This is a genomic window from Nakamurella aerolata (genome assembly GCF_013002705.1).
Classification (GTDB): domain Bacteria; phylum Actinomycetota; class Actinomycetes; order Mycobacteriales; family Nakamurellaceae; genus Nakamurella; species Nakamurella aerolata.
The window spans coordinates 48,825-73,774 of sequence record NZ_JABEND010000001.1; the positions used below are offsets into that span (position 1 = coordinate 48,825).

The following is a 24,950-nucleotide window of genomic DNA, read 5'->3' on the forward strand; positions in this document are numbered from 1 at the left end:
GACCGGCAGTCAATGACGTATCGGCTCGGTGCGACAGACCGAATCCGAGATTGTGGATGGATTTTCGCCCGGTGCACAAATGCTGTGGACAACCAGGTTTGCCGCCCTCGACTGTCGGACACTGCGGGTATGGGGCTCCGGCTTTAGCCGTTCCATGAGCTGCCCAACGTGAGCTGGCACCGGACGTGAGCAGGCACCGGACGTGAGCTGGCGAGCGCGCACTCCTTCCGGCACCGCACACACCGTGTGACGCGCCGGAACGGCAGCACGGGTGCGAACGGATGGATCTGCGCGCGGCCGGTCGACCACCTGCGTCGGCCCCGAAACCCTGGCGGATGCACCATTGTCGGTGGGCCGTGGTTGCATCGGGTGATGACCAGCTCCGCACCTCCCGCCGCGTCGACGGTCGCCGCTGCCGGCGACCGGTCGCCGGTGGACGTCGCGGCATCCGCCTCGCGGCTGCGCTATCGGCTGCGGTCCGGGCGCGGCAGCGACCTGCCGGTCGAGTTGGACGGGGCCCAGCGCGCGGTGGTCAACAGTCGTCATCGCAGGCTGCGGGTGCTCGCCGGTCCCGGCACCGGCAAGACGCAGACGCTGGTGGAGGCGGTGGTTGACCGGGTGGAGAACCGGGGCGTCGACCCGAGTCAGCTGCTGGTACTGACGTTCTCCCGTCGCGCCGCGGCCGAGTTGGGGGAGCGGTTGTCGACCAGGCTGGCGGTCACCACCACCGAGCCAATCGTGCGCACGCTGCACGGCTACGCGTACTCGGTGCTTCGATCGGCGGCGCAACGTGCCGGGCTGCCGCCGCCGCGGTTACTCGGCGCGGCCGAGTCCGACCGGATGATGGCCGATCTGCTGGCCGGTCAGCTTGCGTCCGGCGGTCGGAACTGGCCGGCTGAGTTTCGGGCGGCGCTCGGTTCGCGGGCGTTCGCGGCCGAACTACGCGATCTGGTGCTGCGCACCGGCGAGCGGGCGCTGGCGCCGTCGGCGATTGCCGCGCTCGGGCGCAAGTACCGGCGGACGGAATGGGTGGCTGCCGCTCGCACCGCGACCGAGTATCAGCAGGTCAGCGACCTTCGGATGGGCACAACCGGGTTGGGTGCCGCGCTCGATCAGGCCGAGCTGACGTTGGCTGCGCTGCAAGAGCTTTCCGATGACGCGGTCTTGGCGGAAGAGCAGCAGCGGGTCCGGCGCATCTTCGTCGACGAGTATCAGGACGTCGACCCGGCGCAGGCCAAGCTGGTGCAGCGGCTGGCCGCCGGGGCCGACGAGTTGGTGGTGGTCGGCGACCCGGATCAGGCGATCTATCGCTTCCGCGGCGCCGACCCGGCGGGGTTGCGCGATATCGCGGTCGATCACACCGTCAACCTGACGGTGAGCTGGCGGTCGGGCGCCGCGCTGCTGGCCGCCTCCCGGCGGGTTGCCCGGCTGTTGCCCGGCCCCACATCGCACCGTGAATTGTGTCCGGTAGGGGGTGATGCCGACGAGGGGCCCAACGCCGGCCCGGTCGAGGTGCGGATCCTGCCAACGGCCGCCAGGGAGGCCGCCTACGTCGCGGATCGCTTGCGGCGTGCGCACTTGCAAGATGGCGTTCCGTGGTCGGAGATGGCCGTCGTGGTGCGTTCACCGGCTGCCAGCTTGCCGGAGCTGAGCCGCGCGTTCGGAGTCGCAGGCGTGCCGATGACGGTGGCGGCCGCCGACTCCGCGACTCGCCCGCATCCACTGGCGGATGCGGTGTTGTCGCTGTTGGAGTGCGGACTGGAGCCGAATCGCATCGACACCGCCACCGTGCTGGCGCTGCTGACGGCGCCGATCGGCGCGGCCGGCGGGCTCGACCCGTTGGCGCTGCGCCAGTTGCGCAGGGCGGTCCGGGTTGCTGGCGCGCTGATGCCCGCTGCCACCGGCGATCCGGCACCCACCGGTGCCCAGCCGACTCCTGACGGCGCGGCGACCGTCGACAGTGTGCGTGCCGCCGACATGCCAGCGACCGACCGCACCACAGCTATGGCGGACACGGCCGACACCGAAGCTGGTCCCCATGGTGCGGCAGACACCGCTCGCGCGGCAGACCCCGATCCAGCAGCGCCGGAAGGCCCGGCGGCCGGTGCCGTCGGCGATCCCGAATTGCTCGGCCGGGTGGTCAGGGCCGAGGCCGCCGGCATCGACCATCCGGTACTTGCGGCAGTGGCGCAGAGCCAACCTGACGCCGCTGCCGCACTGCGTCGCCTGGCCGGTCTGCTGCGGACGGCCGCTGAGGTGGCAACGGCCCCGGACGCCGAGACCGCGCTCTGGCGGGTGTGGACCGCGCTGGGCGTGCAGCCCGGTCTGCTCGCCGCGGTCGACCGTGGTGGTCGGCCGGCCGCCAACGCCGACGCCGCGCTGGACGCGGTGATCGCGCTGTTCGATCAAGCCGCCGAACTCGCCGCGCGGTTGCCCGGAGCTGGGGTGCGGGCGTACCTCGATCAGGCGAGAGGACCGGCCGTCCCTGGTGAGTCGACCGCAGCGGCCGCGCGGCACGGCGACCGCGTCACCGTGCTGTCGGCCCACTCGGCCAAGGGGTTGGAGTGGGATCTGGTGGCGGTCTGCGGCGCGCAGGAGGGTCGCTGGCCGGACCTGCGCACCCGCTCCGGCCTGCTGCACACCGAAGATCTGCTCGATCTGGCCGCCGGACTCGACCCGCAGCTGTCCCGGGTGCCAACCGTACTGGCGGACGAGCGCCGGCTGTTCTATGTCGCGGTGACGCGAGCGCGGCGCTCGCTGTTGGTCACCGCCGTCTCCGACGACGACACTGCCCCCTCGCGCTTCCTTCACGAGCTGGCAGGCGAACCCGGCGATGAGTCGCCCGTCCCGGTGCAGCAGGGCTGGCCCGGCGGGCCGACCAGCCCGCATCGCGGGCTGCACCTGGCGGATGTGGTCGGGGAGCTGCGACGCCTGGTCACCGCGGCCGAAACGGTGCCGCCAGTCCGGCAGCACGCGGCCCGGCAACTCGCCAGACTGGCCAGGGCCGGCGTCGCCGGCGCGCACCCGGAGCAGTGGTACGGCGTCGGCGGCGTCAGCACCGACAGTCCAGCGGTCGACGACGACCGCGGGGTATCGGTCTCGCCGTCGTCGGTGGAGGCGCTGCAGCAGTGTCAGCTGCGTGGGGTGTTGGAGCGGCGCGGTGCGCGTGGACCCCTGGAAGACCCGCAGCTGCTCGGCATCGTGGTGCACGCGGCGGCCGGCGGTCTGAGCCAGGGACTACCCCGCACGGTGGTGGACGCTGAGATCACCGCATTTCTCGCCGGCCTGGTGCAGCTGCCCGACTGGCAGACCGCGCGACTGCGCCGGGCCATCGACAAGATGGTCGGCGCGGTGCAGAACTGGCTGCAGCTGCAAGCCGCCGCCGGCACCAGCACGGTCGGTTCCGAGTCGCCGGTCGATCTTCCGCTGACCGAGCGAGTGCGGATGAGCGGGCGGATCGACCACCTCGCCCGCAGCGCCGACGGGTCGGTGCTGATCACCGACTTCAAGACGAGCTCGCAAACACAGAGCAAGGCCGCGGCCGCGCAGAACCTGCAACTGGCCACCTATCAACTGGCGGTGTCCGGCGGCGGGGTGGCCGGACTGCCGGCCGGAACCGAACTCGGTGGCGCACAGCTGCTTTACCTCAGGGACGGGAGCCCGAAGAGCCGGGTGCAGCCGGCGTTGACCGGCGAGCTGGCCGAGTTGGCCCGCGCCGCCAGCCTGGACGCGGCGGCCGCGCTGTCCGGGGCGCAACTGCTGGCCAAGGAGAATTCCGGCTGCGAGCGCTGTCCGGTGCGTTCCTGCTGTCCGCTGCAGTCCGAGGGTAGGCAGGTGACTCGATGACGGGCACGACGACCCGGCGACCCGCCGGCTCACCGCCCGCGGCAGCGAGCATGGATCCGGCAGCGCCGTTGACCGCCGCGGCGATCGCCGCCAGGTTGGGTCTGCCGTCGCCGACTGCTGAGCAGACTGCCGTGATCGAGGCACCGCTGGAACCGGCGCTGGTAGTCGCCGGCGCCGGCTCGGGCAAAACCGAGACCATGGCCGCCAGGGTGGTGTACCTGGTGGCCAACGGATTGGTTCAGCCGGAGCAGATTCTCGGGCTGACGTTCACCCGCAAGGCGGCGGCGCAGCTCGCCGAACGAATCCGGCGGCGGCTGACGGCGTTGGCTCGCAGCGGCTGGCCACCGGCCGACCGTGGCGCCGGGGCCGCAGCGCTTGCCGACCAGAACGCCGCACGGATCCCCGCCGGGCTCGGCGCCGAACCCGACGTCGCCACCTATCACGCCTTTGCCGGCCGACTGATCGCCGAGTACGGCCCGTTGATCGGCGTTGAGCCGAGCGCCCGGGTGCTCACCCCGTCCGCGGCCTGGCAGCTGGCTCGGCGAGTGGTCGGCACCTGGGACGGCGAACTCGCCACAGAGCTGTCCGCCGACAAGGTCACCGAGACCCTGCTGGAGCTGTCCGGGGCGCTCGCCGACCATCTGCGCGACGGCACCGACCTGTCCGCCTGCCTCGATACCTTGATCAACACGCTGGCCAGCGCGCCGCCGTCGGCGCGGCAGAGTAAACCGTTGCACAGCGACCTGGAACGTCGCATCGTCAGCCTGCAGAACCGCAGGTGGATTCTGCCGCTGGTCGCCGCCTACGCCAGGGCCAAACGCGAATCCAACAGCGTCGACTTTGCCGACCAGATGCAGCTCGCCGCCCGACTGGTGCGCGAGTACCCGGCGATCCGGCGGTCGATGCGCGAGCGCTACCGGGTCGCCCTGCTGGACGAGTACCAAGACACCGGCCACGCCCAGCGGGTGATTCTGCGGGCGCTGTTCGGTGTCGACCCCGATCTCGGCGGCGAGCCGGGGTTTCCGGTCACCGCGGTCGGCGATCCGGTGCAGTCCATCTACAGCTGGCGCGGCGCCTCGGCGTCCAACCTGCTGCGGTTCGGTGAAGACTTCCCGGGCACCCGCGAGGCGGCTCCGCGGTTCGGCCTGCTCACCAGCTTCCGCAACCCGCCGCAGGTGCTCGCGTTGGCCAACAGCGTGTCGGCCGCGGTGCGCACCGACGTGGGTGATCTACGGCCCCGGCCAGGGGCGCCGGACGGTGAGGTACTGCTGTCGCTGCAACCCACCCAGACCGCTGAGAACCAGTGGCTCGCCGACCAGATCGCCGATCGGTGGTTCGCCGGCGAGCAGCCGCCGACGCTAGCCGTGCTGATGCGGCGACGACGCGAGATGGCCGACCTGGCCGACGAGCTGACCGACAGGGGAATCCCGGTGGAAGTGGTCGGGCTCGGCGGGCTGCTGGCCGAGCCGGAGGTCGCCGATGTCGTCGCCGTGCTGACCCTGCTGGTCGACCCGAACTCGGCCACCGCCGCGCTCCGTCTGTTGACCGGCGCCCGCGCGCAACTCGGCGCCGCTGATCTCGCGGCCTTGGCCGAGCGGGCGAGGCAGCTGGGCCGCGCCGGGCAGCGCCGGCCGGCGGACCATCGCGCGGGGCCGGCACCCGCTGTACCGGCCGGCAGCACCGATCACGAGCTTCTCGACGATGGCCAGCAGTCTGCGCTCGCGGCGATGCGGGCGGCGCTCGCCGAGGCCGCGGCCGGGGCCCGCGAGATCGACGATGCGGTTTCGCTGGTGGACGCCATTGCCGACCCGGGGCCGCCGCAGGCCTACTCGCCCGCGGGGTATCGCCGGCTGCAGCGCCTCGCCGCCGACCTTCGAGCGCTGCGCACTCGCCTCGACCAGCCGCTGTCCGAGCTGCTGATCGATGTCGAACGCACCATCGGTCTCGACATGGAGGTGGCGGCTGCCGGGCCGGAGGGCCGCAGTCATCTGGACGCCTTTGCCGCGGTGGTGGCCGATTTCGAGGGCGTCGGTGGGGGAGTGCCCGAACTGCTCGACTTCCTGCGCACCGCCGAGGCAAGAGAAGACGGCCTGCCGCCGGGTGAGATCGAGGTCGCCGCGGGCCGGGTTCAGCTGTTGACGGTGCACGCCGCGAAGGGGCTGGAGTGGGACGTGGTGGCGGTTCCGCACCTGTCCGGCGGTGTTTTCCCGTCCGGCCGCACCACCAGCTGGCTCGGTGAGGCCGGCCAGTTGCCGCCAATGCTGCGTGGCGACGCCGCGGACGTCCCGCAGCTCGGGCTCCCCGTTGGCGACTTCCGCGAAGACGCCGGTGTCGACCAAGGCGATCTGGTGAAAAGCCTTGCCGCACACACCGAATCACTGAAGGAATGGCAGTTGCGTGAGGAGCGGCGGCTGGCCTACGTCGCGGTGACGAGGGCGCAGCGGGAACTGATTCTCTCCGGGCATCAGTGGGGGTCGACCGGGGTGAGGCCGCGAGGGCCGAGTCCGCTGCTCACCGAGCTGGCCGCGGCCGCTGACGGGGTGCCCGGCTGCCGGGTCGACGGCTGGGCCGACGCCCCTGCAGAGGGCGAGGCCAATCCGGCCCTGGCCGAGCCGCGATCGACGACGTGGCCACGTGATCCGTTGCGGCAGCGTCGTGAGCAGGTCGAGCGCGGCGCCCAGTTGGTGCGGCAGGCGCTGGCCGGCGAACTCGACCCCGCGGACCCACGCGACCCGCTCGGCCTGGCCGCCGACGTGGACGCACTGCTGGCCGAACGCAGCGCAGCCCGGCCCGCGTCGGTGGACGTTGAGCTGCCCGGCACGCTGACGGTGTCGTCGCTGGTCGAGTTGGCGGGCGATCCCGAGCAGTTGGCCCGTCGGCTGCGCCGCCCGGTGCCGATGCCACCGGCGCCGCAGGCCAGGCGCGGTACCGCGTTCCATCTGTGGCTGGAACATCGGTTCGCCGGCAACGCGCTGGTGGCGGTGGAGGAACTGCCGGGCGCTGACGATCGCGACGCCCCGGCCGACCAACAGTTGGAGCGACTGCAGCAGGCGTTCGAGGCGTCGACGTGGGCCGACCGGGTGCCGGTGCAGATCGAGGTCGGCTTCTCGATGGTGCTCACCGCGGCGCACCGCCCGCTGCCGGTCCGCGGACGCATCGACGCGGTTTTCGCCGACGCCGACGGCGGCTACACGGTGGTCGACTGGAAGACCGGGCGACCGCCGAGCCGGACGGCGCGTGCCGCGGTTGCTGTGCAGTTGGCCGCTTACCGGTTGGCCTGGGCCGAGCTCGCCGGTGTTCCGCTGCAGCGGGTCCGCGCGGCCTTCCACTACGTGGCGGACAACCTGACCCTGGCCCCGGTCGATCTGCTCGACGCCGACGGGCTGGCCAGACTGATCGACGCCGCTGTCTCCGACGCCGCCGTGTCCGACGGCGCTGGCCCCGGAGGCGCTGGCCCCGGAGGCCCTGTCTCCGACGGCGCTGTCTCCGGCGGCGCTGTCTCCGACAATGCTGGTTCCGCCAGCTCTGGTGCCGGTATCGCGGAGGCCGGCGGCGCAGGTTCCGGTACCGCCGAGGCCGGTGGTGCGGGCTCCGGTACGGCAGAGGCCGGCGGTGCGGGTTCCGGAACGACGAACGCTGGCATCGCGAGCGCCAGGGCGAAGCGTCCGGCCCGGCGTCGTGGGGGAGGGAGCGGCCCGTAGCGTAGAAATCCATGACCGATTCCGCGCATCCGCCCGTGGTGCTGCGTGGGCGGCGGCTGCCCACCGACCGGGCTGCGGTGATGGCGATCGTCAACCGCACGCCTGATTCCTTCTACGACGGCGGGCGCACGCCCGGCTTCGATGCGGCCATCGACGCGGTTCGCCGGGCCGTCGCCGACGGCGCCGACCTGGTCGACATCGGCGGCGTGAAGGCCGGCGCCGGAGCGCCGGTGAGCATCGCCGAGGAAACCACCAGGGTGGTGCCGCTGGTCGAGCGGTTGCGTTCCGAGCTGCCCGACGTGGTGATCAGCGTCGACACCTGGCGGGCCGAGGTCGCCGCGGCAGCGTGCGAAGCCGGCGCGCACCTGATCAACGACACCTGGGCGGGAGCCGATCCGCGGCTGCTCGAGGTGGCAGCGCGGTTCGGCACCGGCATGGTCTGCTCGCACACCGGCGGGATGCGGCCGCGGAGCAATCCGCATCGGGTCGGCTACCGCGACGTGGTGGCAACGGTGCTCACCGAGGTCACCGCCGCGGCCGAACGGGCGGTCGCCGCCGGGGTGCCGCGCGCCGGCGTGCTGGTCGACCCGACCCACGATTTCGGCAAGAACACCCACCACAGCCTGGAACTGCTGCACCGCGCCGACGAGCTGGTGGCTTCCGGCTGGCCGGTGCTGATGGCGTTGTCGCGCAAGGACTTCGTCGGGGAGACCCTCGCCGAGGCCGATCGGCCGCTGCCGCCGGACGACCGGCTGGCCGGCACGTTGGCGGCGACCGCGGTTGCGGCCCGAGCCGGCGTTGCCGTCGTGCGGGCTCACGATGTGCGCGCCACCCGGCAGGTTGTCGACATGGTGGCGTCCATCGGCGGTACCCGACCACCGGCGCGGCCGCTGCGCGGGGTGATCTGACCGCGCGCCCGCCACGTAGCGACGTGCCCGCGGCAGAGCGGCGGCCGGACTAACGACGTGCCCGCGGCAGAGCGGCGGCCGGACCGGTCGGCCCGGCATGGCACCATCGAACCGTGATCGTGGTCCTTGAATACCTGGTGATCGCCGCCGTCATCGGACTGGTGGTGTTCTTCCTGGCCGTCTGGGTGTTCGGGCGGGGCGAGCAGATGGCGCCGTTGCCGGCGCGCACCTCGCCGTCCGAGCTGCCGGACGGAGCGCTCGCCGGCAACGACCTGCGCGCGGTGCGCTTCGCCGTCGGCGTGCGCGGCTACCGGATGGGTGATGTCGATTGGACCCTGGATCGCACGGCCGAGGAGTTGGACCGGCTCCGCGCCGAGATCCGCCGCCTTGGCGGCGACCCCAATCTCCTCGCGACCGACGACTCCACCGCGGACCCTGGCGCTACCGACACCCGCGATCCGCTGGACGACCGGTCGCTGGTGGCCAGTGCCGTCGGCGCACCGGCCGGGTCGCGCCCGGACGGCCAGCACGGCTACCCGGTGCACGCCGAAGCGGCGGGCCAGCATGCTCAGGCGGGTCAGCATGCTCAGGCTGGTCAGTACGGCCAGGCTGGCCAGCTGCCCGACGCCGAGCAGCCGCCTGCCGCCGGCCAGCAGTTCGACGCCGAGCAGCTGCCTGAGGCTGAGCGGACCGCCCAACTCGGTGGCCTCGGCGACCTCGACAACCTCGGCCCCGATGACCCGGCGCGCCGGGACGCCCAGCATCCGGACACCCCGCCGGGTCTTCAGGACGTGCCGCGCCCGGGGTTTCAGGACGCGCCGCCCCAGTCTCAGGACGCGCCGCGCCCGGGGTTTCAGGACGCGCCGCTCCAGTCTCAGGACGCCCCGCCGCCCTATCGGGACGCGCCGTCCCCGGCGTATCCCGAGACCGCGCTCCCGGCGGATCAGGCCCCTTCGCCGGGGCACGCCGACCAGCCGCCGAATCGCGAGCAACAACCCTGGCAGCGGAGTGAGGGCTATCAGGATGGCTGGGCGGCACCCGAATCGGCGCCCTCCGACGACGCGTCGCGAGTCCAGCGTCCGGGCCACGACGACCAGCGGTGAGCGCCGAACAGCCGGACGGTCGCCGGCGGTGTGACTGGGCCACCTCGACCGCCGATTACGTCGCCTATCACGACGACGAGTGGGGCACCGAGCTGCACGGCGACAACGCCTTGTTCGAGCGGCTGTGCCTCGAGGCCTTCCAGTCCGGGCTGAGCTGGATCACCATTCTGCGGAAGCGTCCGGCGTTCCGGGACGCGTTCGCCGGATTCGACATCGACGCCGTGGCCGGTTTCGGCGACGCCGACGTGCAGCGGCTGCTGGCCGACACCGGGATCGTCCGGAACGGCGCGAAGATTCGGGCTGCCATCACCAATGCCCGTGCCGCGCAACAGCTTTCAGAGGGGCTGGATGCACTGCTCTGGTCGTTCCGTCCGGAACATCACACCGCGCCGCGCAGCATCGACCAGGTTCCGGCCACCAGCAAGGAGTCGACCGCGTTGGCCAAGGAGCTGAAGAAGCGTGGGTTCGCCTTCGTCGGGCCGACCACCAGCTATGCGCTGATGCAGGCCACCGGCATGATCGACGACCACGTCGCTTACTGCTGGCGTGCGGCCGACCGCTGACGATCAGAGGTTCGGCCGCGACGAGAAGCCGGCGCCCGGCCGACAGCGCCCGTTCGCTCGTCCCTGGACGCGCGATCAATCCCGGTCACCGGTCGCTCGCTACAGCGTCGATCAGGACGCCGGCCGCCCCGCGTCGATCAGGACGCCGGGACCCCGCGTCGATCAGGTCGCTTCGCTGAGGTCGCCCGCCGCCGGAATCGTCGATCGGGTTGGTTGCCGGTATCGGCAGAACAGCCGAGTCGCCGGTCGGGAACTCAGGGTGCCGCCCACCGGCGGCGCCGATCAGGCCGGCGGTTCGTCGTTGCTGGCGTCGCGGGTGATTTCCAGCGCAGCGGGATCAACGTCGCTGTGCTCCGAAGCGTCGACACCGCTGCCGACGCTGGGCGCGGAACCCTGGTCGGCCTGCGGCTTGCCGGTGGCCTCGGCGGACCCGGCGCCGCCGCTCTGCACCTGCTCGTCCGGTTGGTCGGCACCGGCCGGCGGAGTGTTCTGCTCGCTCACCTAATCCTCGTTCTGGTCTGAGTTGCGCTCGGCGGGACGATCGGAGCCTGACTCGTCCGCGGCGGCCTCGTGCTCGCCAACCGGCTCGGCAGCACCCGTCCGCTCGGCAGCATCCGTCTGCTCGGTAGCGGACCGCTCTGCATCCGACTGCTCGGCATCGGACTGCTCTGTGTCCGCACCGGCGGCGTCGCTCTGCTGGTCCGCGTCCTGATCGCGGCGCGCACCCATGTTGATCACCGCGGTCCCGGAGAGCAGGTCGATGCCGAGCTTGCCGGGATCGGCGTTGCCGGCCTCTTCGCGGTGCGACTGCTTGCGCCGCCGCTCCTCGATCTCGTGCCGCATGCCGGGGTTGAACAGCGCCCCGATCTCTCCCAATGGACCCACGTGACGAAGGCTACGCGAGTTGCCGCGCCACAGGCAGGGCGACCGTCAACACCGCGCCCCGATTCAGCGTCAGGTGAACACGGTTCGACGGCTCAGCCGGCCCCGGGTCAGCGGCCCTGGAACTCGGGACGGCGCTTCTCGGCAAACGCCGCCAGGGCCGCGGCATGGTCCCGCGAGCCGAAGCACGCCAGCTGCGCCCGCGCCTCGGTGTCGAGCGCCGCCGCGAAATCGGACTCGGCCGAGACGTCCAGCGAGCGTTTCATCCAGCCGTACGCCAAGGTGGGCCCGGCGGCGAACCGGCCGGCCAACTCACCAGCGGCGGCGCGTAATTCGGCATCGGGAACCACCCGGTCGACGGCCCCCCAGGCCAGCGCGGTCGCCGCGTCAAGGGGCTCGTCCAGCAGTAACATCCGCCGCGCTCGGCCGGACCCGATCAGCCGGGGCAGGGTGACGGTCAGCCCGGAATCGGCCGACAGTGCGACGCCGGCAAACGAGGTGCGCAGGCTGGCGCTCTCGGCGGCGATCCGCAGGTCGCAGGCCAACGCCAGTCCGGCGCCGGCACCGGCCGCGACACCGTTGACGGCGGCGATCACCGGCTTCGGCGCCTGCCGGACGGCGCTGATCATCGGGTTGTAGAACTCGGTGACGGTGGCCGCGGCTCTGGCCGGGTCGTCCCGCATCAGCCGCAGGTGGTCTTTCAGATCCTGACCGGAGCTGAACGCCTTCCCGGCGCCGGTCACCACCACCGCGCGGACCGCCGGGTCCTCGGCCGCCGCCGAGATCGCTTGCAGCAGAAGCGGTTTGAGGGTCTCGTCGAAGGCGTTGTACGCGGCCGGACGGTTCAATGTCAGCCAGCGCACCGCACCGTCGTCGGTCACCAGCAAGGGGGCGTCAGGCCCAGCGGGCCCGGCGGCGGCAGCCGAGTCGACAGGAACGGCGGCTGCCGGGTTCCCGGCAGCCTGCCGAGCAGGTTCTCTCATATTGCCCAGCTTGGCACGGCGGTCCGCCGCCACGGTGGTCTGCCGGGACGTTGGCCCGCAGACACGTTGGCCCACCGGCACGGTGGTCTGCCGGTTCGGCCGTCCGCACAGCACGTTGGCCCGCCGACACGGTGGTCCACCGGCGCGTTGATCCGCCGGCACAGCGGTCCGCCGCACCGCCGCGCGTAGGTCCGGCCCGCCGCGACCGAGGGCCGCGTAATTTCTTTCCGCCGCGGTGGCATGGGAGAATGTGTTGCTCGCGCAATCGGGCGGGAGCGGCGCAGTCCTGCCTTGTGGCGTGCGCGCGACACCGAATGTCGCGCACCGATCTGCGCCACGGCTGGGCACAGTGAATGTGTGGAGGGAGTCAAGGATGGCGGCCATGAAGCCCCGCACCGGGGATGGTCCTCTTGAGGTGACGAAGGAGGGCCGCGGCATCGTCATGCGCGTCCCGCTGGAAGGCGGTGGGCGGCTGGTTGTCGAGATCACCGCCGACGAAGCCGCAGCGCTGGGTGACGCCCTCAAAGCAGTCGTCAAGTAGCACGGTTCGCCCGCGCCGCCCGTCCCACCCGTTGGGGCGGGCGGCGTTGTGCTGTCCGGCCAGAGGTGCGCCATCGGTCCGGCGGCGAAGCGGCAGCGCCGAAGCCCCTTGCAGCGGAGACGGCCTCAGCGCCGTGCCACCTGCCGACGGCACCGCGCCGCCGGCCAGCAGCGCAAACGGCGAGCGCAACCAGATCAATCAGAGCAAAATCAGAGCAAAATCAGAGCAAACTGCGGTACAGCGCGACGGTCTGCTCGGCCACGGCGGTCCAGGAGAAATCGCGCACCGCGCGTTCCCGCCCGGCGACACCCATCGCGGCGGCCCTGGCCGGATCGTCCACCAGCGCGGTGACGGCGGCGGCCAGTTCGCGCCGGAAGGTGGACTCTTCGGCGGCGTCGTAGTGCACCAACAGCCCGGTCACCCCGTCCTGCACCACCTCGGGAATGCCGCCGACATCGGACGCGACGACGGCGGTCTCGCAGGCCATCGCCTCCAGGTTCACGATGCCGAGCGGCTCGTACACGCTGGGGCAGCAGAACACCGTCGCCGCCGACAGCACCTGCTTGACCTGGTCGAGGGTGAGCATCCCGTCCAGCCAGAACACCCCGGGCCGCGACGCCCGCAGCTCCTCGACGGCGGCGGTGGTCTCGGCGGCGATCTCCGGGGTGTCCGGGGCGCCCGCGCACAGCAAGAGCTGGGTGCCGGCCGGAAAGTCGTGGGCGGCGGCGATCAGGTGCCCGACGCCCTTCTGCCTGGTGATCCGGCCGACGAACGCCACGATCGGTGCGTCCAGGTCGACGCCGAGATCGGTGAGCAGCGACCGGTCGTCCACCGGTGCGTAGATGTCGGTGTCGATGCCGTTGCGGATCACGTGCACCCGCTCCGGGTCGAGCTCGGGATACACCTCTAGCACGTCGGCGCGCATACCGTCGGACACCGCCACCACCGCGTCCGCGCCCAGGTAGGCGGTGCGCTCCGCCCAGGACGAAAGCCGGTACCCACCACCGAGTTGCTCGGCCTTCCACGGTCTCCGCGGTTCCAGCGAGTGCGCGGTCGCCACGTGCGGGATGTCGTAGAGCAGCTTGCTCCAGTGCCCGGCCATGTTGGCGTACCAGGTGTGCGAGTGCACCAGATCGGCGGGCGTCGGGACACCGACAGCGGCGGCCATCGCCAGGTCGACGTCGAGGGTGGCGAGCGCCGCGTTGGCGTCCGCCATGGCCGGCCCCGCCACGTGCCCCATGGCTCCCGGGCGGTCCGCCCCGAAGGCGTGCACGTCCACCTCGATGAGCTTGCGCAGTTCCCGCACCAGGTAGTCGACGTGCACCCCGGCACCGCCGTAGATGTCCGGCGGGAACTCCTTGGTCAGCAGTGCGGTCCGCATGAACAGTGATCTTTGCACCTGCCTGCGGATGCCGGAGGGGTGCGCCGCCCACTAGCCTTCGAGCATGGCCGCGAAGAAACCGAGAGTTCTTGGAATTGTCCTCGCCGGTGGGGAAGGCAAGCGGCTGTGGCCCCTGACCGCCGACCGGGCCAAGCCCGCTGTGCCGTTCGGCGGCAACTATCGGCTGATCGATTTCGTGCTGTCCAACCTGGTGAACGCCGACCATCTACGGATCTGCGTGCTGACCCAGTACAAGTCGCACTCGCTGGACCGGCACATCACCACCACCTGGCGGATGAGCCAAACTCTCGGCAACTACGTGACCCCGGTGCCGGCGCAGCAGCGCCTGGGGCCGCGTTGGTACACCGGCAGTGCCGACGCCATCTATCAGAGTTTGAACCTGGTGTTTGACGACGACCCCGACTACGTGGTGGTTTTCGGTGCCGACCACGTCTATCGGATGGATCCGTCGCAGATGGTGGCCGATCACATCGATTCGGGTGCCGACGCCACCGTCGCCGGGATCCGGGTTCCGCGTTTGGAGGCAACGGCTTTCGGCGTCATCGACACCGCCGAGGACGGCCGCAGGATCACCCAGTTCCTGGAGAAGCCCGCCGATCCGCCAGGGGTGCCGGACGATCCGTCGGTCGCCTACGCCTCGATGGGCAACTATGTCTTCACCACCGACGCGCTGGTGGAGATGCTGCGCCGCGACGCCGCCGACGAGAACTCCATGCACGACATGGGCGGCAACATCATTCCGAACTTTGTCGACAAGGGCACCGCCAGCGTCTACGACTTCGCCCGCAACGAGATTCCCGGTGCCACCGACCGTGATCGCGGCTACTGGCGTGATGTCGGCACCATCGACTCGTATCGCGACGCGCACCTCGACCTGGTGTCGGTGCATCCAATCTTCAACCTTTACAACCAGGACTGGCCGATCATCACCTACCAGTCGCCGCTGCCGCCGGCCAAGTTCGTCGAGGACGGCATCGCCAAGGAATCGATGATCGGCGCCGGCACCATCATCTCCGGTGGCGAGGTGAACCGGTCGGTGCTGTCGCCGGACGTCCGGGTGCAGGCCGGCAGTCAGGTGGACGGCTCGGTGATCATGGACGGGGTCCGGATCGGACGAAATGCGGTGGTGCGCAACGCGATTCTGGACAAGAACGTGATGCTGCCGGACGGCGCGACCGTAGGGGTGGACATCGAACGCGACCGGGACCGGTTCACCGTCACCCCGTCAGGGATCACCGTTGTCGGCAAGGGCGTGCGGGTCGAGGTGTGAGCGGGCCAGCCGCGCCGGCGGCTAGCGTTCCGGCTTCGGTAGCCGCGCAGGGCAGCCGTCGGTGAAGTAGCCGGCGTCGTACTCGAAGTGCCAGGGCTCGTTGTCGTAGCGCCGGCAAAAGCCGTACGCCCCATCGGTTTTCTGCAGCCAGCGGTAGGCGGCGGCCGGCTGGATGTCGATGGCGACGCCGGTCACGTGCGCCGACTTCTCCGGGCGCAGCACCAGCTGGTCTGCGGACTTCTTGCCGTAGTCGCGCACGTACTCGTCGTACTGCGCCTGCTGTTGCGCGGTACTGCGCTTGCCGTCGTTCAGGCAGACGATGACGCCGTCGGCGTTGGCGTGCTTCTCGACGTTCCGCCAGGCCTTGATCACGTCCGGACGCAGCCCGGTCGGTTCCTCGTCGACGTAGGTGTCGTTGGTGGCGCACACCCGCCCGCCCTCGGGACCGGGGTCCTCGCGCGGCACATCGGGTTCGTTGCTGGTCGGGTGATCTCCGGTACCGCCCGATCCGCCGGTCGAGCTGGACGCGGCGGTCGGCTGTTTGCTCGCTGAGCTCGGGCGGCTCGCCGTGCTCTTGGTGGCCGGGCTGGGCGTCGACGTCGCCGCGGTCGACCGGGGCCTGGCGCTGCGCGTAGCGGTGGTGGACGGGGCGGGGCTCGGTGCCGGCGCGTTCGAGTCGGTGTCGGTGGACGCCGGGGCGGTGGCGCCCGGGACGGCCGGCGGGTTGCTGCCGCCGACGGTCACCCTGGGCGGATCGGCGGGCGCGCCGGTCGGCGCCGGAACGGTTGTGGTGACGACGACCGGCTCGGCCGCGGTGTCCGATCCGCAGCCGGTCAGCACCGTCAGGCCGACGACGACCGACAGCAGGCAGCTGCCAGCGACGGCGCCGCGGCGCCGCGGTGTTGTGGTCATCAGCTCGGCTTCGCAGCAGTGGTATCGCCGGAACGCGGCGTGCCGGTCTTGACCGCGGCCAGCAACCCGTCGCCGAGCGGAATCAGCACGGGGACAAGGGTGTCGTCCTCCCGGACCGCCCTTCCGGTCTCGCGCACCGCGACGGTGTCGGCGTCCCGCTGCGTCGGGTCGGCGACCTTGTCGTGCCAGAGCGCGTTGTCGATCACCAGCATGCCGCCCACCCGCAGCAACCGGACCGCCTCGGTGAGGTATTGGGCGTACTCGCCCTTGGCCGCGTCGATCAGCACCAGGTCGTAGGCGCCGTCGGTGAGCCGGGGCAGCACCTCGAGGGCGCGGCCGTTGATCAGCCTGGCCCTGGCCGGCGCGATCCCGGCCTCGGTGAACGCCTGCTTGGCCGCGCGCTGGTTCTCGGCCTCGACGTCGATGGAGGTGAGCACGCCGTCCTTGGCCATCCCGGCGAACAGGGCCAGACCTGACACCCCGGCCCCTGTGCCGATCTCGACGGCGGTCTTGGCGCCGACGGCGGCGGCCAAAAAGGTCAGTGCGGTCGCCGCTCCGGCGCCCACCGGGGTGCAGCCCAGTTCCGCCGCGCGGGCGCGGGCGGCCGAGGCGGTCTCGGATTCGGGGATGAAGAATTCGGCGTACGAGCGGCTGTTGGACACGAACGCGACGGTATCGGAAATCGGCCGGGAACTTCTCACCCGACTCTCAGAGTTGTCCGAAAGAATGACGAGCGAGCCAAGGCCTGCGACCAGGGGCTGACCTGCCAGCAATGGCGGACCCCGCCGGCCCACCGGCAGAATGAGCATCCATCAGCAAGCAACAGCGAGCTCGTCAGGAGAGGACCTTCGTGGCCGAATCGATCAGCACAGACCAGGCGACCTGGACGCCGCCGGCCTGGGAGTCGATCGTCCGCGACCACGGCGACCGGGTGTACCGGTTGGCCTACCGGCTCGCCGGCAATCAGCACGACGCCGAAGACATCACCCAAGAGACCTTCATCCGGGTCTTCCGCTCGCTGCACAGCTTCAAGCCTGGTTCCTTCGAGGGCTGGCTGCACCGGATCGCCACCAACGTCTTCCTCGACCTGGTGCGCCGCCGTGCGCGGATCCGGATGGAGGCCCTGCCGGAAGATACCGATCGCATCGCCGGGCACTCGCTCTCGCCCGAGCAGTCGTACGCCGAGAACAATCTGGATCCCGATCTGCAGGCCGCGCTGGACGAGCTGCCGCCCGACTTCCGGGCCGCCGTGGTGCTGTGCGACGTCGAAGGCCTTTCCTACGAAGAGATCGGAGCCACCCTCGGCATCAAGATGGGCACCGTGCGGTCGCGCATCCACCGCGGTCGGCACGCCCTGCGTCTCGGGCTGGAGCGGCGCCGGGAGGCCGCGGCGCAGCCCGAACCCGCCGAGCCCGCGGTGCTCGAGCCCCGTCCCGCTGAGCGCACCGGAGGGAAGCTGACGTGACCTTCTTCGGTTTCACCGGTCTGTCCGACGCGTTCGTCGACCACCTCAACTTCGACGCGGTGGTGGCCTTCGCCGACGGTGAGATGAGCCTGTCCGCCTACCAACGGGCCGCCGCCCACCTGGCGCGCTGCGAACAGTGCGCCGCCGAGGTGGCTGAGCAGACCAGCGCGCGGGAGGCGCTGCGCAGCGCCTTCGTCCCACGGATGCCCGGCAGCCTCTTCGAGCAGCTGCGGTCGATTCCGGTTGCGCTGCCTGCGGTGTCGTCGCCGAACGGCCGCGACTCCACCAGCGACCCGACCGGCGGCTGGTCCGAGCGGCGGCCGCGTTTCGGATCTCGCTGACGCGGCACAACCGCGGTCAGTACGCTGCCAGCAATGAGCACCACGCCACCCGAGGGAAGCCGCCAGGGCACCCCGGGATTCCCGTCCGAGGCCGCGGTGTTCGGGCGACCGGAACGCGTCGGGGGATCGTTCGGTCCCCGCCAACAGCCACCGGACCGGCGGATCAGCCAGCAGCCGGTGGTGTCGGACATGCTCGCCGAAGCGTTCGGCCGGCCGGCCCCGGCGGCGCCGGGCTTGGAACGCCCCGCTGCCGACACCGCCCCCAACGGCGGGGCCGAAGCAGATCCCGGACCGCAACCCGGCGATGAGTGGCGCGACCCGCAGGCCCCCGTGGTACTCGGCGAGCCGGCGCAGCAACCCGAAGGCGAGCCAGCGGTGCAGCGTGCGCCGGCGCCGCGATTCACCTTGCGGCAGGCGCTGTTTCGGCGCCGGCTGCGGCCGTCCGCGTTGATCGCGCTGGCCGTCTGCGCGCTGCTGATCGGCGCCGTCGGCGCGGTGATCGGCGGGCTGTTGGTCCGCGGCGATCAGTCGACCTCGGCGGCCGACGTCAACCTCGCGACGGTGAATCCCGACATCGAGCGCCCGGCCGGTTCGGTCGCCGACGTGGCCAAGCGGATCACCCCCGCGGTGGTGTCGCTCGAGGTGCGGGTGGGCAACACCGGCGACACCGGATCCGGTGTTGTCATCGACTCCAGCGGGCACATCCTCACCAACAACCATGTGGTGTCGATGGCGTCCGACGCCGCCGGCGCCAAGCTCACCGTGGTCTTCTCCGGTGGCGCCAGGGTGGCCGGCAGCATCGTCGGGCGCGACCCGGCCTCCGATCTCGCAGTGGTCAAGGTCAACCCGCCGGAGGGCATGACGGTCGCCCCGCTCGGCAACTCCGACAAGCTCGCCGTCGGCGACCCGGTGATCGCTGTCGGTTCGCCGCTGGGTCTGCAATCCACCGTCACCACCGGCATCGTGTCAGCGGTGCAGCGGCCGCTGCGGTTGTCCGGCGAGGGCACCGACACCAACGCCGTCATCGACGCGGTGCAGACCGACGCCGCGGTCAACCCCGGCAACTCCGGCGGCCCGCTGATCGACGCCGCGGGAGCCGTCATCGGCATCAACACCGCGATCCGCACGCTGGGCGAAGCCACCAACGCCGGGTCGATCGGCCTCGGCTTCGCGATCCCGATCAACGACGCAAGGGCGGTGGCCCAGGAGTTGATCAAGACCGGCAAGATGCAGCATCCAAGCCTCGGCGTCAACGCCAAGTCGGTGACCGACGGCACCACCGACGGCGCTCAGGTGCAGAACGTGCAGACCGGCGGCCCGGCCGAGCGGGCCGGCATCGCCGAGGGCGACGTGATCGTCAAGGTGGGCGGCCGGTCGGTCGGCAACGCCGACGAGCTGGTGGTCGCGGTGCAGGAGCACCCGGTCGGCGCCACCGTGCCGGTCGAGCTGACCCGCGCCGGGCGCACGATGACCGTCCAAGTCACCCTGTCCGCCGCGCAGTCGTAAGAGCCGCATGTCGTGAATCCGGGTCTGGTGGCCCGCTGAGGCCCGATGTGCACCCCGAGAAGTGCACTGGACCCGGATTGACGACATCATCGGGGTCAGCATCGGTGTCCGGCCGCGTAGGCTGAACGTGTGTTCGGCCTGTCGTGGACCCAGATCCTGCTGATCGTGGTCATCGGCGTGTTCCTGCTCGGCCCCGAGCGAATCCCGGTGGCGGTGCAGTGGGTGTTCTCCAGCCTGCGCAAGGTGCGGGAGATGGCCACCGGCGCCCAGCAGCAGCTGCACTCCGAATTCGGCGGCGAGATCGCCGAGTTGCGTCGGCAGGTGTCCGAACTGCAGTCGCTGCGCGACATGAAAGAACTGCAGGAGCTGCGCCAACTGCGCGACCTGCACCCCAAGAACCTGATCAGCCGCGGCATTTTCGGCGACGCTCCGGCCCCCAGCTCGGCCGGGGGTGCGCTCGGCATCAACCCGGGTGAGGCCAAGAGCCTGTTCGCCGCACCGGACACCCCGGGCCCGAGCCTGACCTCGATGGTCAAACCCGATCCGATCAAACCGGTCAGCGCCGGCGCGCCCGAACCGGTGCCAGCCGCTGCTGCGCCCGATCCGCTGCCAGGCGCAGTGCACCCGACCCCCGCCCAGCAGCATGGGGCCGGCCAGCAGCCGGTGCCCGATCCGCTGCCATCGTCCGGAGTGCCGGTTGCCGATCCGGCGCCGGCAGCCGGTGCGTCACAGCCGGGCGGCGACCCGTTGCCCAGCGTTGCCGCCGCCGCGGCTCCGGCCGGCGATCCGTTGCCGCTGCCCCGCGGCTGACTCCGCGGGGGAACGCCGAGCGAGCCGGCGCGCGCCGGCACAACGAGTCGGCCGGGCGCCGGGCACAACGAGTCGGCCGGGCGCCGGGCACAACGAGACGGCCGGGTGCCGGCACAACGAGCCGCCGGGTACCGGCAGCACAAGTCAGCGGCGCGGGGAAATGCCCAGCGACACCCCGGCGAGCGGCTTGGTGCGGGCGGCCAGATTGCCGGCCACCGTGTTCAACGCCTGCGCGGCGGGGGAGTCAGCGGCCTCAGGCCGCAGCACCAGCGGACGGCCGGTGTCGCCGGCAACGCGCAGCGCCGGGTCCAGCGGCACCTGGGCCAGCAGCGGCACCTCGTGCCCGGTCAGCTGGGTAAGTGAGTTCGCGACCTGCTCGCCGCCGCCGGAGCCGAACACGTCGAGCACGGTGCCGTCCGGCAGCGTCATCCCTGACATGTTCTCCACCACCCCGGCCACCTTCTGCCGGGTCTGCAGCGCGATCGCGCCGGCCCGCTCAGCCACCTCGGCGGCGGCCTGCTGCGGGGTGGTCACCACCAGGATCTCGGTGGACGGGATCAGCTGCCCGACCGAGATCGCGACGTCGCCGGTGCCGGGCGGCAGGTCGAGCAGCAGCACGTCAAGGTCGCCCCAGAACACGTCGGCGAGAAACTGCTGCAGCGCCCGGTGCAGCATCGGTCCGCGCCACACCACTGGGGTGTTGCCCTCGACGAACATGCCGACGCTGATCACCTTCACCTCGGCCGGGCTGCCCTCCCAGCGCGCCACCGGCGGCAGGATCATGTCGTCCACCCTGGTCGGATTGCCTGTCACGCCGAGCATCCGGGGGATGGAGAAGCCGTAGATGTCGGCGTCGAGCACGCCCACCGACAGGCCCTTGGCGGCCAGCGCGGCTGCCAGGTTCACCGTCACCGTCGACTTGCCGACGCCGCCCTTGCCGGACGCGATCGCGTACACCCTGGTCCGCGAGGACGGCTGTGCGAACGGGATCTCCCTGGTGGCGCCGCCGCGCAGGTTCTCCCGCAGCTGGGTGCGCTGCTCGTCGGTCATCACCCCGAGGGTGAGCCGCACCTCCGACACACCGGGGACGGCCCTGACCGCGGCCGTGACGTCGTTGGTGAGAGTTTCCCGCAGCGGGCAGCCGGCGATGGTGAGCAACACCGTCAGATCGACAACACCGCCGGGCAGCACCTCGACCCGGTCGACCATGCCGAGCTCGGTGATCGGGCGCCGGATCTCTGGGTCCTTGACGCCGGCCAGCGCGGTGCGAATATCGTCCGGGTTCAGGGTTTTCTCGGTGACGGCCACCATCCCAGGTTAACCGCGTGATCATTCACCGTTCGCCGTCGGCGAGCGGCCGGGCCTGCGATCTGCCACACGTCGCTGGCCACATGTCGAGCTGCCACCGTTCCATCCGCCACCCGTCCATCCGCCACCCGTCGATCCGCCGCCGCTCGATCCGTCCCGGCCGCCTCCCCATACGGCCGGTGGCGGGCACCCGATGGCCGGTGCACTCACCCTTCATCCATGTCTGGCACAAGTTGCCTGGTTGCGGGGTGTCTACCATCGTTGTCAGCGGGTACCAGTGTGACCCGCGGGTCGTTGATTCTGTGCTGTTGCTGTGTTGATCCGAGTGGAGGTTCGCGAGATGAGTTCGCCGATGGGTTTTCGTGGTGCCGCGGGTGCCGGCGTGCCCAACGTGCCGACCCTGCCGACCGGGTTCGCGGTGGCCGCCTATCCGACGTACCTGCAGGCGCAGCGCGCGGTGGAGCACTTGGCGCAGAACGACTTTGCCATTCAAGACGTCACCATCGTCGGGACCGACCTGCAGATGGTGGAGCGGGTCACCGGCAAGCTCACCTCCGGCAAGGTGATCGGCGCCGGGGCCGCCTCCGGTGCCTGGATGGGTCTGTTCTTCGGCCTGCTGATGAGCTTCTTCTCGCAGGTGGAGGGCGGCGTGCTGCTGCTGATTCTGGTGGCTGTGCTGGTTGGTGCGTTGTTCGGGGCCGGCATGGGCTGGCTCGGCTACTCGATGACGAAGGGGCGCCGGGACTTCACCTCGGCCAGCCAGGTGGTGGCCCGCCGGTACGACGTGCTGTGCGAACCGCGGACCGCCGAGGCGGCCCGGAACCTGTTGGCGCGCATGGAGTTGGGCGGCAACAACCCGCCGCCGCGGCCGGCCGCCAGCGCGTTCTGAGGCGCTACAGCCAGCCGCGCTTGCGCAGCGTGCGGTACAGCAGCACGCATACCGAGACGATCACCAGGATCACCATCGGGTAGCCGAAGGGCCAGCTGAGTTCGGGCATGTAGTCGAAGTTCATCCCGTAGATGCCGGCGATCGCGGTGGGCACCAGAGCGATCGCCGCCCACGCCGAGATCTTGCGCATGTCCTCGTTCTGCTGCACGGTGGCCTCGGCCAACGAAGCGTCCACCAACGACGACAGCAGCTGATCGAACGTCCACACCTGTTCAGCCACCTGGTTGAGGTGGTCCTCGACGTCGCGGAAGTACTCCCGCACCGGGGCCGGCACCAGCGGGTTCTCGGTCTGCGCCAGCCGCTGCAGCGGGATGCGCAGCGGCGCCACCGCGCGACGCATCTCCAGCACTTCCCGTTTGAGCAGGTAGATCTGCTCGATCGAGACGTCCTTGGACGGGTTGAAGACGTAGCTCTCGATCTCGTCGATGTCGTCCTCGATGTCCTCCACCACGGTCAGGTAGTGGTCGACCACCCGGTCGGTGATGGCGTGCAGCACGGTGGCCGGACCCAGCGCCAGCTGCTCCGGGTCGTCCTCGAGGTCCCGGCGCAGCCCGGACAGCTCCGAGTGCGGCCCGTGCCGCACGGTGAGGATGAAGTCGGAGCCCAGAAAAGTGAGGATCTCGCCGGTCTCGACAATCTCCATCGCAGTGGTCGGCGACTCGTGCTCGATGTAGTTGAGGGTTTTGATCACCATCAACGCATAGCGCTTGTAGTTCTCCAGTTTCGGTCGCTGGTGCGCGGTGACGGCATCCTCCACCGCCAGCTCGTGCAGCCCGAAGATCTCCGCGACACCCGCCATGTCGTCGGCGTCCGGCTCGAACATGCCGACCCAGACGAAGCCCTTGCCGGCCTTGCGGACGTGCGCCAGCGCGGTCGCCGGGTCGTTGGTTTCCGGTACCGCGACGCCGTCGACGTAAGCGACGCAATTCACCAGGTACGAATTCCGGGCGGGAGGAGCCACCGGCTCGCCGGCTCTTCGCCCGCCGCTGGGCAGCAGTGGGCGAATCGTCGGTCGAATCGAGGGAAGTCGTGGCACCTGCACAACTTAACCGCCGATAGGTTGGACGCACTATGTCAGCTGCACCTGCGCCGGACGGCTCGTCGCGGCCCGGCACCGCGCCCGGGTCGCTGATCGACCTGCACACCCACTCGTCGGCGTCCGACGGCACCGACAGCCCGGCCGAGCTGGTGGCCAAGGCCGCCGCCGCCGGTATCGGCACCCTGGCCGTCACCGATCACGACACCACGGTGAGCTGGGCGGCCGCCGCCGCGGCGCTGCCGGACGGCATGACGCTGATTCCCGGCACCGAGTTCTCCACCGTGGTCGCGGCACCGGAGCGGTTGGTCAGCGTGCATTTGCTCGGCTATCTTTTCGACCCGCTCGACCCGACGATCGTCGCCGAACATCAGCGGCTGGTGGCGGAGCGGCTGAACCGCGGGCTGGCCATGGTGGACCGGATGGTGGCCGACAAGGTGCCGATCAGTCGTCAGCAGGTGCTCGACATCGCCGCCGGCGCGCCGGTCGGCCGACCCCACCTCGGGATGGCTCTGGTGCAGGCCGGGCTGGTCGGGTCGGTGACCGAAGCTTTCACAAGCTATCTGGCGTTCCGTGGGCCGTACTACGTCGCCAAGGCCGACACCGACCTGCCGGCGGCGGTGGAGATGATCGCCGCGGCCGGCGGCGTCCCGGTGTTGGCTCACCCACGCGGGCGGGGCGAGGTCAGGGTGCTCTCCAGCGACTACATCGGCTCGCTGGTCGACCGCGGGCTGGCCGGCCTTGAGATCGACCATCCCGACCACGATGCCGCGGCCCGCGCCGAGCTGGCCGAGATCGCCGATCGGTTCGCGCTGATCGGCACCGGCAGCTCCGACTACCACGGCCACAACAAGACTCTCCGCTTGGCGCAGGAACACACCGCACCGGAAGCGTTGGCGCAGTTGGTTTCTCGCGGGTCGGGGTCGTTGCCGGTGGTCGGTGCGAGCGTGGGAAGCAGCTGATGCCAGGTACCGCGCCGCTGCCGCGCGTGCCCGAGCCCGAGCGGCCCCGCCCGGGCGACCATCCGGACGCCCCGACGCACCGCATCGCCCCGGCGCCGGCCGCGCGCGGATCAAGGACGGCAGCGGCGCCGCCGGCACCGTCGGGGCAGCAGGCTCGCGTGCCGCGGCCGCTGCGGATTCTCGAGGGAGTGTCCGGCCTGCTCGGCGCCGGGCTGCTGTTGCTCGGGGTGCTGCTGTTGGTGGCGCAGCTGCTGGCGCCGCGCCTGGTGGATGCCGCGGACGGCCCGCGCTGGTGGGTGGTCGGGCTGCATCTTGGGGTGGGCATCGCGGCCGAGGCGCTGCGCGGGCTGCGCCGTCGGTGCCCGGTCGGCATCCGATACCTGTTGGCCTGCTTGACGATCACCGCTGTAGCCGTGGTGCTGGTCGTCACCTGGTGGCGGTGACGCTATGCTGTGCCGCGTG

22 protein-coding genes are annotated in these 24,950 nt (G+C 71.1%); 14 read left to right on the plus strand and 8 right to left on the minus strand.

The window, feature by feature from the left end; genetic code table 11:
• Positions 1-372: 372 nt before the first annotated feature.
• From HKD39_RS00250 to HKD39_RS00270, 5 genes are all read left to right on the plus strand, one after another.
• Positions 373-3,846 carry an ATP-dependent helicase gene (locus HKD39_RS00250; RefSeq protein WP_171197859.1) on the plus strand — a complete coding sequence of 1,158 codons (3,474 nt, stop codon included), beginning with the start codon at positions 373-375 and terminating at the stop codon, positions 3,844-3,846.
• Positions 3,843-7,547: an ATP-dependent helicase gene (locus HKD39_RS00255; protein ID WP_246231754.1), complete on the plus strand. Its 3,705-nt coding sequence runs from the start codon at positions 3,843-3,845 to the stop codon at positions 7,545-7,547. Before HKD39_RS00250 ends, HKD39_RS00255 begins: the two co-directional genes overlap by 4 nt.
• A gap of 11 nt (positions 7,548-7,558) precedes the next feature.
• On the plus strand, positions 7,559-8,455 hold the full coding sequence (gene folP, locus HKD39_RS00260; RefSeq protein WP_171197860.1) for a dihydropteroate synthase: 897 nt from the start codon (positions 7,559-7,561) through the stop codon (positions 8,453-8,455).
• Between the two features lie 113 nt (positions 8,456-8,568).
• Positions 8,569-9,558 (plus strand): DivIVA domain-containing protein, encoded by a 990-nt coding sequence (locus HKD39_RS00265; protein WP_171197861.1) that lies wholly within the window; start codon positions 8,569-8,571, stop codon positions 9,556-9,558.
• Positions 9,555-10,121, plus strand: coding sequence for a DNA-3-methyladenine glycosylase I (locus HKD39_RS00270; protein WP_171197862.1), 567 nt, complete (start codon positions 9,555-9,557; stop codon positions 10,119-10,121). The genes HKD39_RS00265 and HKD39_RS00270 overlap by 4 nt, the downstream gene beginning before the upstream one ends.
• A 282-nt stretch (positions 10,122-10,403) precedes the next feature.
• Here HKD39_RS00270 and HKD39_RS00275 read toward each other — a convergent pair whose 3' ends face one another.
• From HKD39_RS00275 to HKD39_RS00285, 3 genes are all read right to left on the minus strand, one after another.
• Positions 10,404-10,622, minus strand: a complete 219-nt coding sequence (locus HKD39_RS00275) for a hypothetical protein (protein WP_171197863.1) — start codon at positions 10,620-10,622, stop codon at positions 10,404-10,406.
• Positions 10,623-11,006, minus strand: a complete 384-nt coding sequence (locus HKD39_RS00280) for a DUF6191 domain-containing protein (RefSeq protein WP_171197812.1) — start codon at positions 11,004-11,006, stop codon at positions 10,623-10,625.
• A gap of 107 nt (positions 11,007-11,113) precedes the next feature.
• The gene (locus HKD39_RS00285) at positions 11,114-11,986 is read right to left on the minus strand and encodes an enoyl-CoA hydratase/isomerase family protein (protein ID WP_171197864.1); all 873 of its coding nucleotides are present in this window, start codon (positions 11,984-11,986) and stop codon (positions 11,114-11,116) included.
• A 373-nt stretch (positions 11,987-12,359) separates the two neighbouring features.
• On the opposite strand from HKD39_RS00285, the gene HKD39_RS00290 reads away from it, so the two are divergent.
• Positions 12,360-12,527 carry a DUF3117 domain-containing protein gene (locus HKD39_RS00290; RefSeq protein ID WP_171197865.1) on the plus strand — a complete coding sequence of 56 codons (168 nt, stop codon included), beginning with the start codon at positions 12,360-12,362 and terminating at the stop codon, positions 12,525-12,527.
• Between the two features lie 220 nt (positions 12,528-12,747).
• Here HKD39_RS00290 and glgA read toward each other — a convergent pair whose 3' ends face one another.
• Positions 12,748-13,908 (minus strand): glycogen synthase, encoded by a 1,161-nt coding sequence (gene glgA, locus HKD39_RS00295; protein WP_171197866.1) that lies wholly within the window; start codon positions 13,906-13,908, stop codon positions 12,748-12,750.
• A 64-nt stretch (positions 13,909-13,972) separates the two neighbouring features.
• Between glgA and glgC the strand changes: the two genes are divergently transcribed.
• Complete coding sequence (gene glgC, locus HKD39_RS00300; protein WP_171197867.1) at positions 13,973-15,199, plus strand: glucose-1-phosphate adenylyltransferase; 1,227 nt, start codon at positions 13,973-13,975, stop codon at positions 15,197-15,199.
• Between the two features lie 21 nt (positions 15,200-15,220).
• Here the strand turns inward: glgC and HKD39_RS00305 are convergent, their stop codons facing one another.
• Both HKD39_RS00305 and HKD39_RS00310 read right to left on the minus strand, forming a co-directional pair.
• The gene (locus HKD39_RS00305; RefSeq protein WP_171197868.1) at positions 15,221-16,111 is read right to left on the minus strand and encodes a D-alanyl-D-alanine carboxypeptidase family protein; all 891 of its coding nucleotides are present in this window, start codon (positions 16,109-16,111) and stop codon (positions 15,221-15,223) included.
• Positions 16,111-16,773, minus strand: coding sequence for an O-methyltransferase (locus tag HKD39_RS00310; protein WP_343074504.1), 663 nt, complete (start codon positions 16,771-16,773; stop codon positions 16,111-16,113). The genes HKD39_RS00305 and HKD39_RS00310 overlap by 1 nt, the downstream gene beginning before the upstream one ends.
• A gap of 149 nt (positions 16,774-16,922) precedes the next feature.
• On the opposite strand from HKD39_RS00310, the gene sigE reads away from it, so the two are divergent.
• The 4 genes from sigE to tatB all read left to right on the plus strand — a co-directional run bounded on the left by sigE (position 16,923) and on the right by tatB (position 20,233).
• Complete coding sequence (sigE, locus tag HKD39_RS00315) at positions 16,923-17,576, plus strand: RNA polymerase sigma factor SigE (RefSeq protein WP_171198351.1); 654 nt, start codon at positions 16,923-16,925, stop codon at positions 17,574-17,576.
• Entirely contained in the window at positions 17,573-17,917 is a 345-nt protein-coding gene (locus HKD39_RS00320; protein WP_171197870.1) for an anti-sigma factor family protein, read from the plus strand. The genes sigE and HKD39_RS00320 overlap by 4 nt, the downstream gene beginning before the upstream one ends.
• Positions 17,918-17,950: 33 nt before the next feature.
• On the plus strand, positions 17,951-19,423 hold the full coding sequence (locus HKD39_RS00325) for a S1C family serine protease (protein WP_171197871.1): 1,473 nt from the start codon (positions 17,951-17,953) through the stop codon (positions 19,421-19,423).
• A 129-nt stretch (positions 19,424-19,552) separates the two neighbouring features.
• Complete coding sequence (tatB, locus tag HKD39_RS00330) at positions 19,553-20,233, plus strand: Sec-independent protein translocase protein TatB (RefSeq protein WP_171197872.1); 681 nt, start codon at positions 19,553-19,555, stop codon at positions 20,231-20,233.
• Between the two features lie 144 nt (positions 20,234-20,377).
• Here the strand turns inward: tatB and HKD39_RS00335 are convergent, their stop codons facing one another.
• On the minus strand, positions 20,378-21,544 hold the full coding sequence (locus HKD39_RS00335; RefSeq protein ID WP_171197873.1) for a P-loop NTPase: 1,167 nt from the start codon (positions 21,542-21,544) through the stop codon (positions 20,378-20,380).
• A 337-nt stretch (positions 21,545-21,881) separates the two neighbouring features.
• Between HKD39_RS00335 and HKD39_RS00340 the strand changes: the two genes are divergently transcribed.
• Positions 21,882-22,430, plus strand: coding sequence for a YflT domain-containing protein (locus HKD39_RS00340; protein WP_171197874.1), 549 nt, complete (start codon positions 21,882-21,884; stop codon positions 22,428-22,430).
• Between the two features lie 4 nt (positions 22,431-22,434).
• Here the strand turns inward: HKD39_RS00340 and corA are convergent, their stop codons facing one another.
• Positions 22,435-23,526 (minus strand): magnesium/cobalt transporter CorA, encoded by a 1,092-nt coding sequence (corA, locus tag HKD39_RS00345; protein WP_425488403.1) that lies wholly within the window; start codon positions 23,524-23,526, stop codon positions 22,435-22,437.
• Between the two features lie 35 nt (positions 23,527-23,561).
• Here corA and HKD39_RS00350 point away from each other — a divergent pair, with 35 nt between their 5' ends.
• Together HKD39_RS00350 and HKD39_RS00355 are read left to right on the plus strand one after the other, a co-directional pair.
• Positions 23,562-24,488, plus strand: a complete 927-nt coding sequence (locus HKD39_RS00350; RefSeq protein ID WP_171197875.1) for a PHP domain-containing protein — start codon at positions 23,562-23,564, stop codon at positions 24,486-24,488.
• Positions 24,488-24,931, plus strand: coding sequence for a hypothetical protein (locus tag HKD39_RS00355; protein ID WP_171197876.1), 444 nt, complete (start codon positions 24,488-24,490; stop codon positions 24,929-24,931). Before HKD39_RS00350 ends, HKD39_RS00355 begins: the two co-directional genes overlap by 1 nt.
• Positions 24,932-24,950: the final 19 nt, after the last annotated feature.

Excerpts from the sequence above, each read along its gene's own strand:
- HKD39_RS00250 (WP_171197859.1), top strand. The coding sequence starts at position 373 with ATGACCAGCTCCGCACCTCCCGCCGCGTCGACGGTCGCCGCTGCCGGC.
- HKD39_RS00255 (WP_246231754.1), top strand. The coding sequence starts at position 3,843 with ATGACGGGCACGACGACCCGGCGACCCGCCGGCTCACCGCCCGCGGCA.
- folP (WP_171197860.1), top strand. The coding sequence starts at position 7,559 with ATGACCGATTCCGCGCATCCGCCCGTGGTGCTGCGTGGGCGGCGGCTG.
- HKD39_RS00285 (WP_171197864.1), bottom strand. The coding sequence starts at position 11,986 with ATGAGAGAACCTGCTCGGCAGGCTGCCGGGAACCCGGCAGCCGCCGTT.
- HKD39_RS00290 (WP_171197865.1), top strand. The coding sequence starts at position 12,360 with ATGGCGGCCATGAAGCCCCGCACCGGGGATGGTCCTCTTGAGGTGACG.
- glgA (WP_171197866.1), bottom strand. The coding sequence starts at position 13,908 with ATGCGGACCGCACTGCTGACCAAGGAGTTCCCGCCGGACATCTACGGC.
- glgC (WP_171197867.1), top strand. The coding sequence starts at position 13,973 with ATGGCCGCGAAGAAACCGAGAGTTCTTGGAATTGTCCTCGCCGGTGGG.
- HKD39_RS00305 (WP_171197868.1), bottom strand. The coding sequence starts at position 16,111 with ATGACCACAACACCGCGGCGCCGCGGCGCCGTCGCTGGCAGCTGCCTG.
- HKD39_RS00325 (WP_171197871.1), top strand. The coding sequence starts at position 17,951 with ATGAGCACCACGCCACCCGAGGGAAGCCGCCAGGGCACCCCGGGATTC.
- HKD39_RS00335 (WP_171197873.1), bottom strand. The coding sequence starts at position 21,544 with ATGGTGGCCGTCACCGAGAAAACCCTGAACCCGGACGATATTCGCACC.
- HKD39_RS00340 (WP_171197874.1), top strand. The coding sequence starts at position 21,882 with ATGAGTTCGCCGATGGGTTTTCGTGGTGCCGCGGGTGCCGGCGTGCCC.
- HKD39_RS00350 (WP_171197875.1), top strand. The coding sequence starts at position 23,562 with ATGTCAGCTGCACCTGCGCCGGACGGCTCGTCGCGGCCCGGCACCGCG.
- HKD39_RS00355 (WP_171197876.1), top strand. The coding sequence starts at position 24,488 with ATGCCAGGTACCGCGCCGCTGCCGCGCGTGCCCGAGCCCGAGCGGCCC.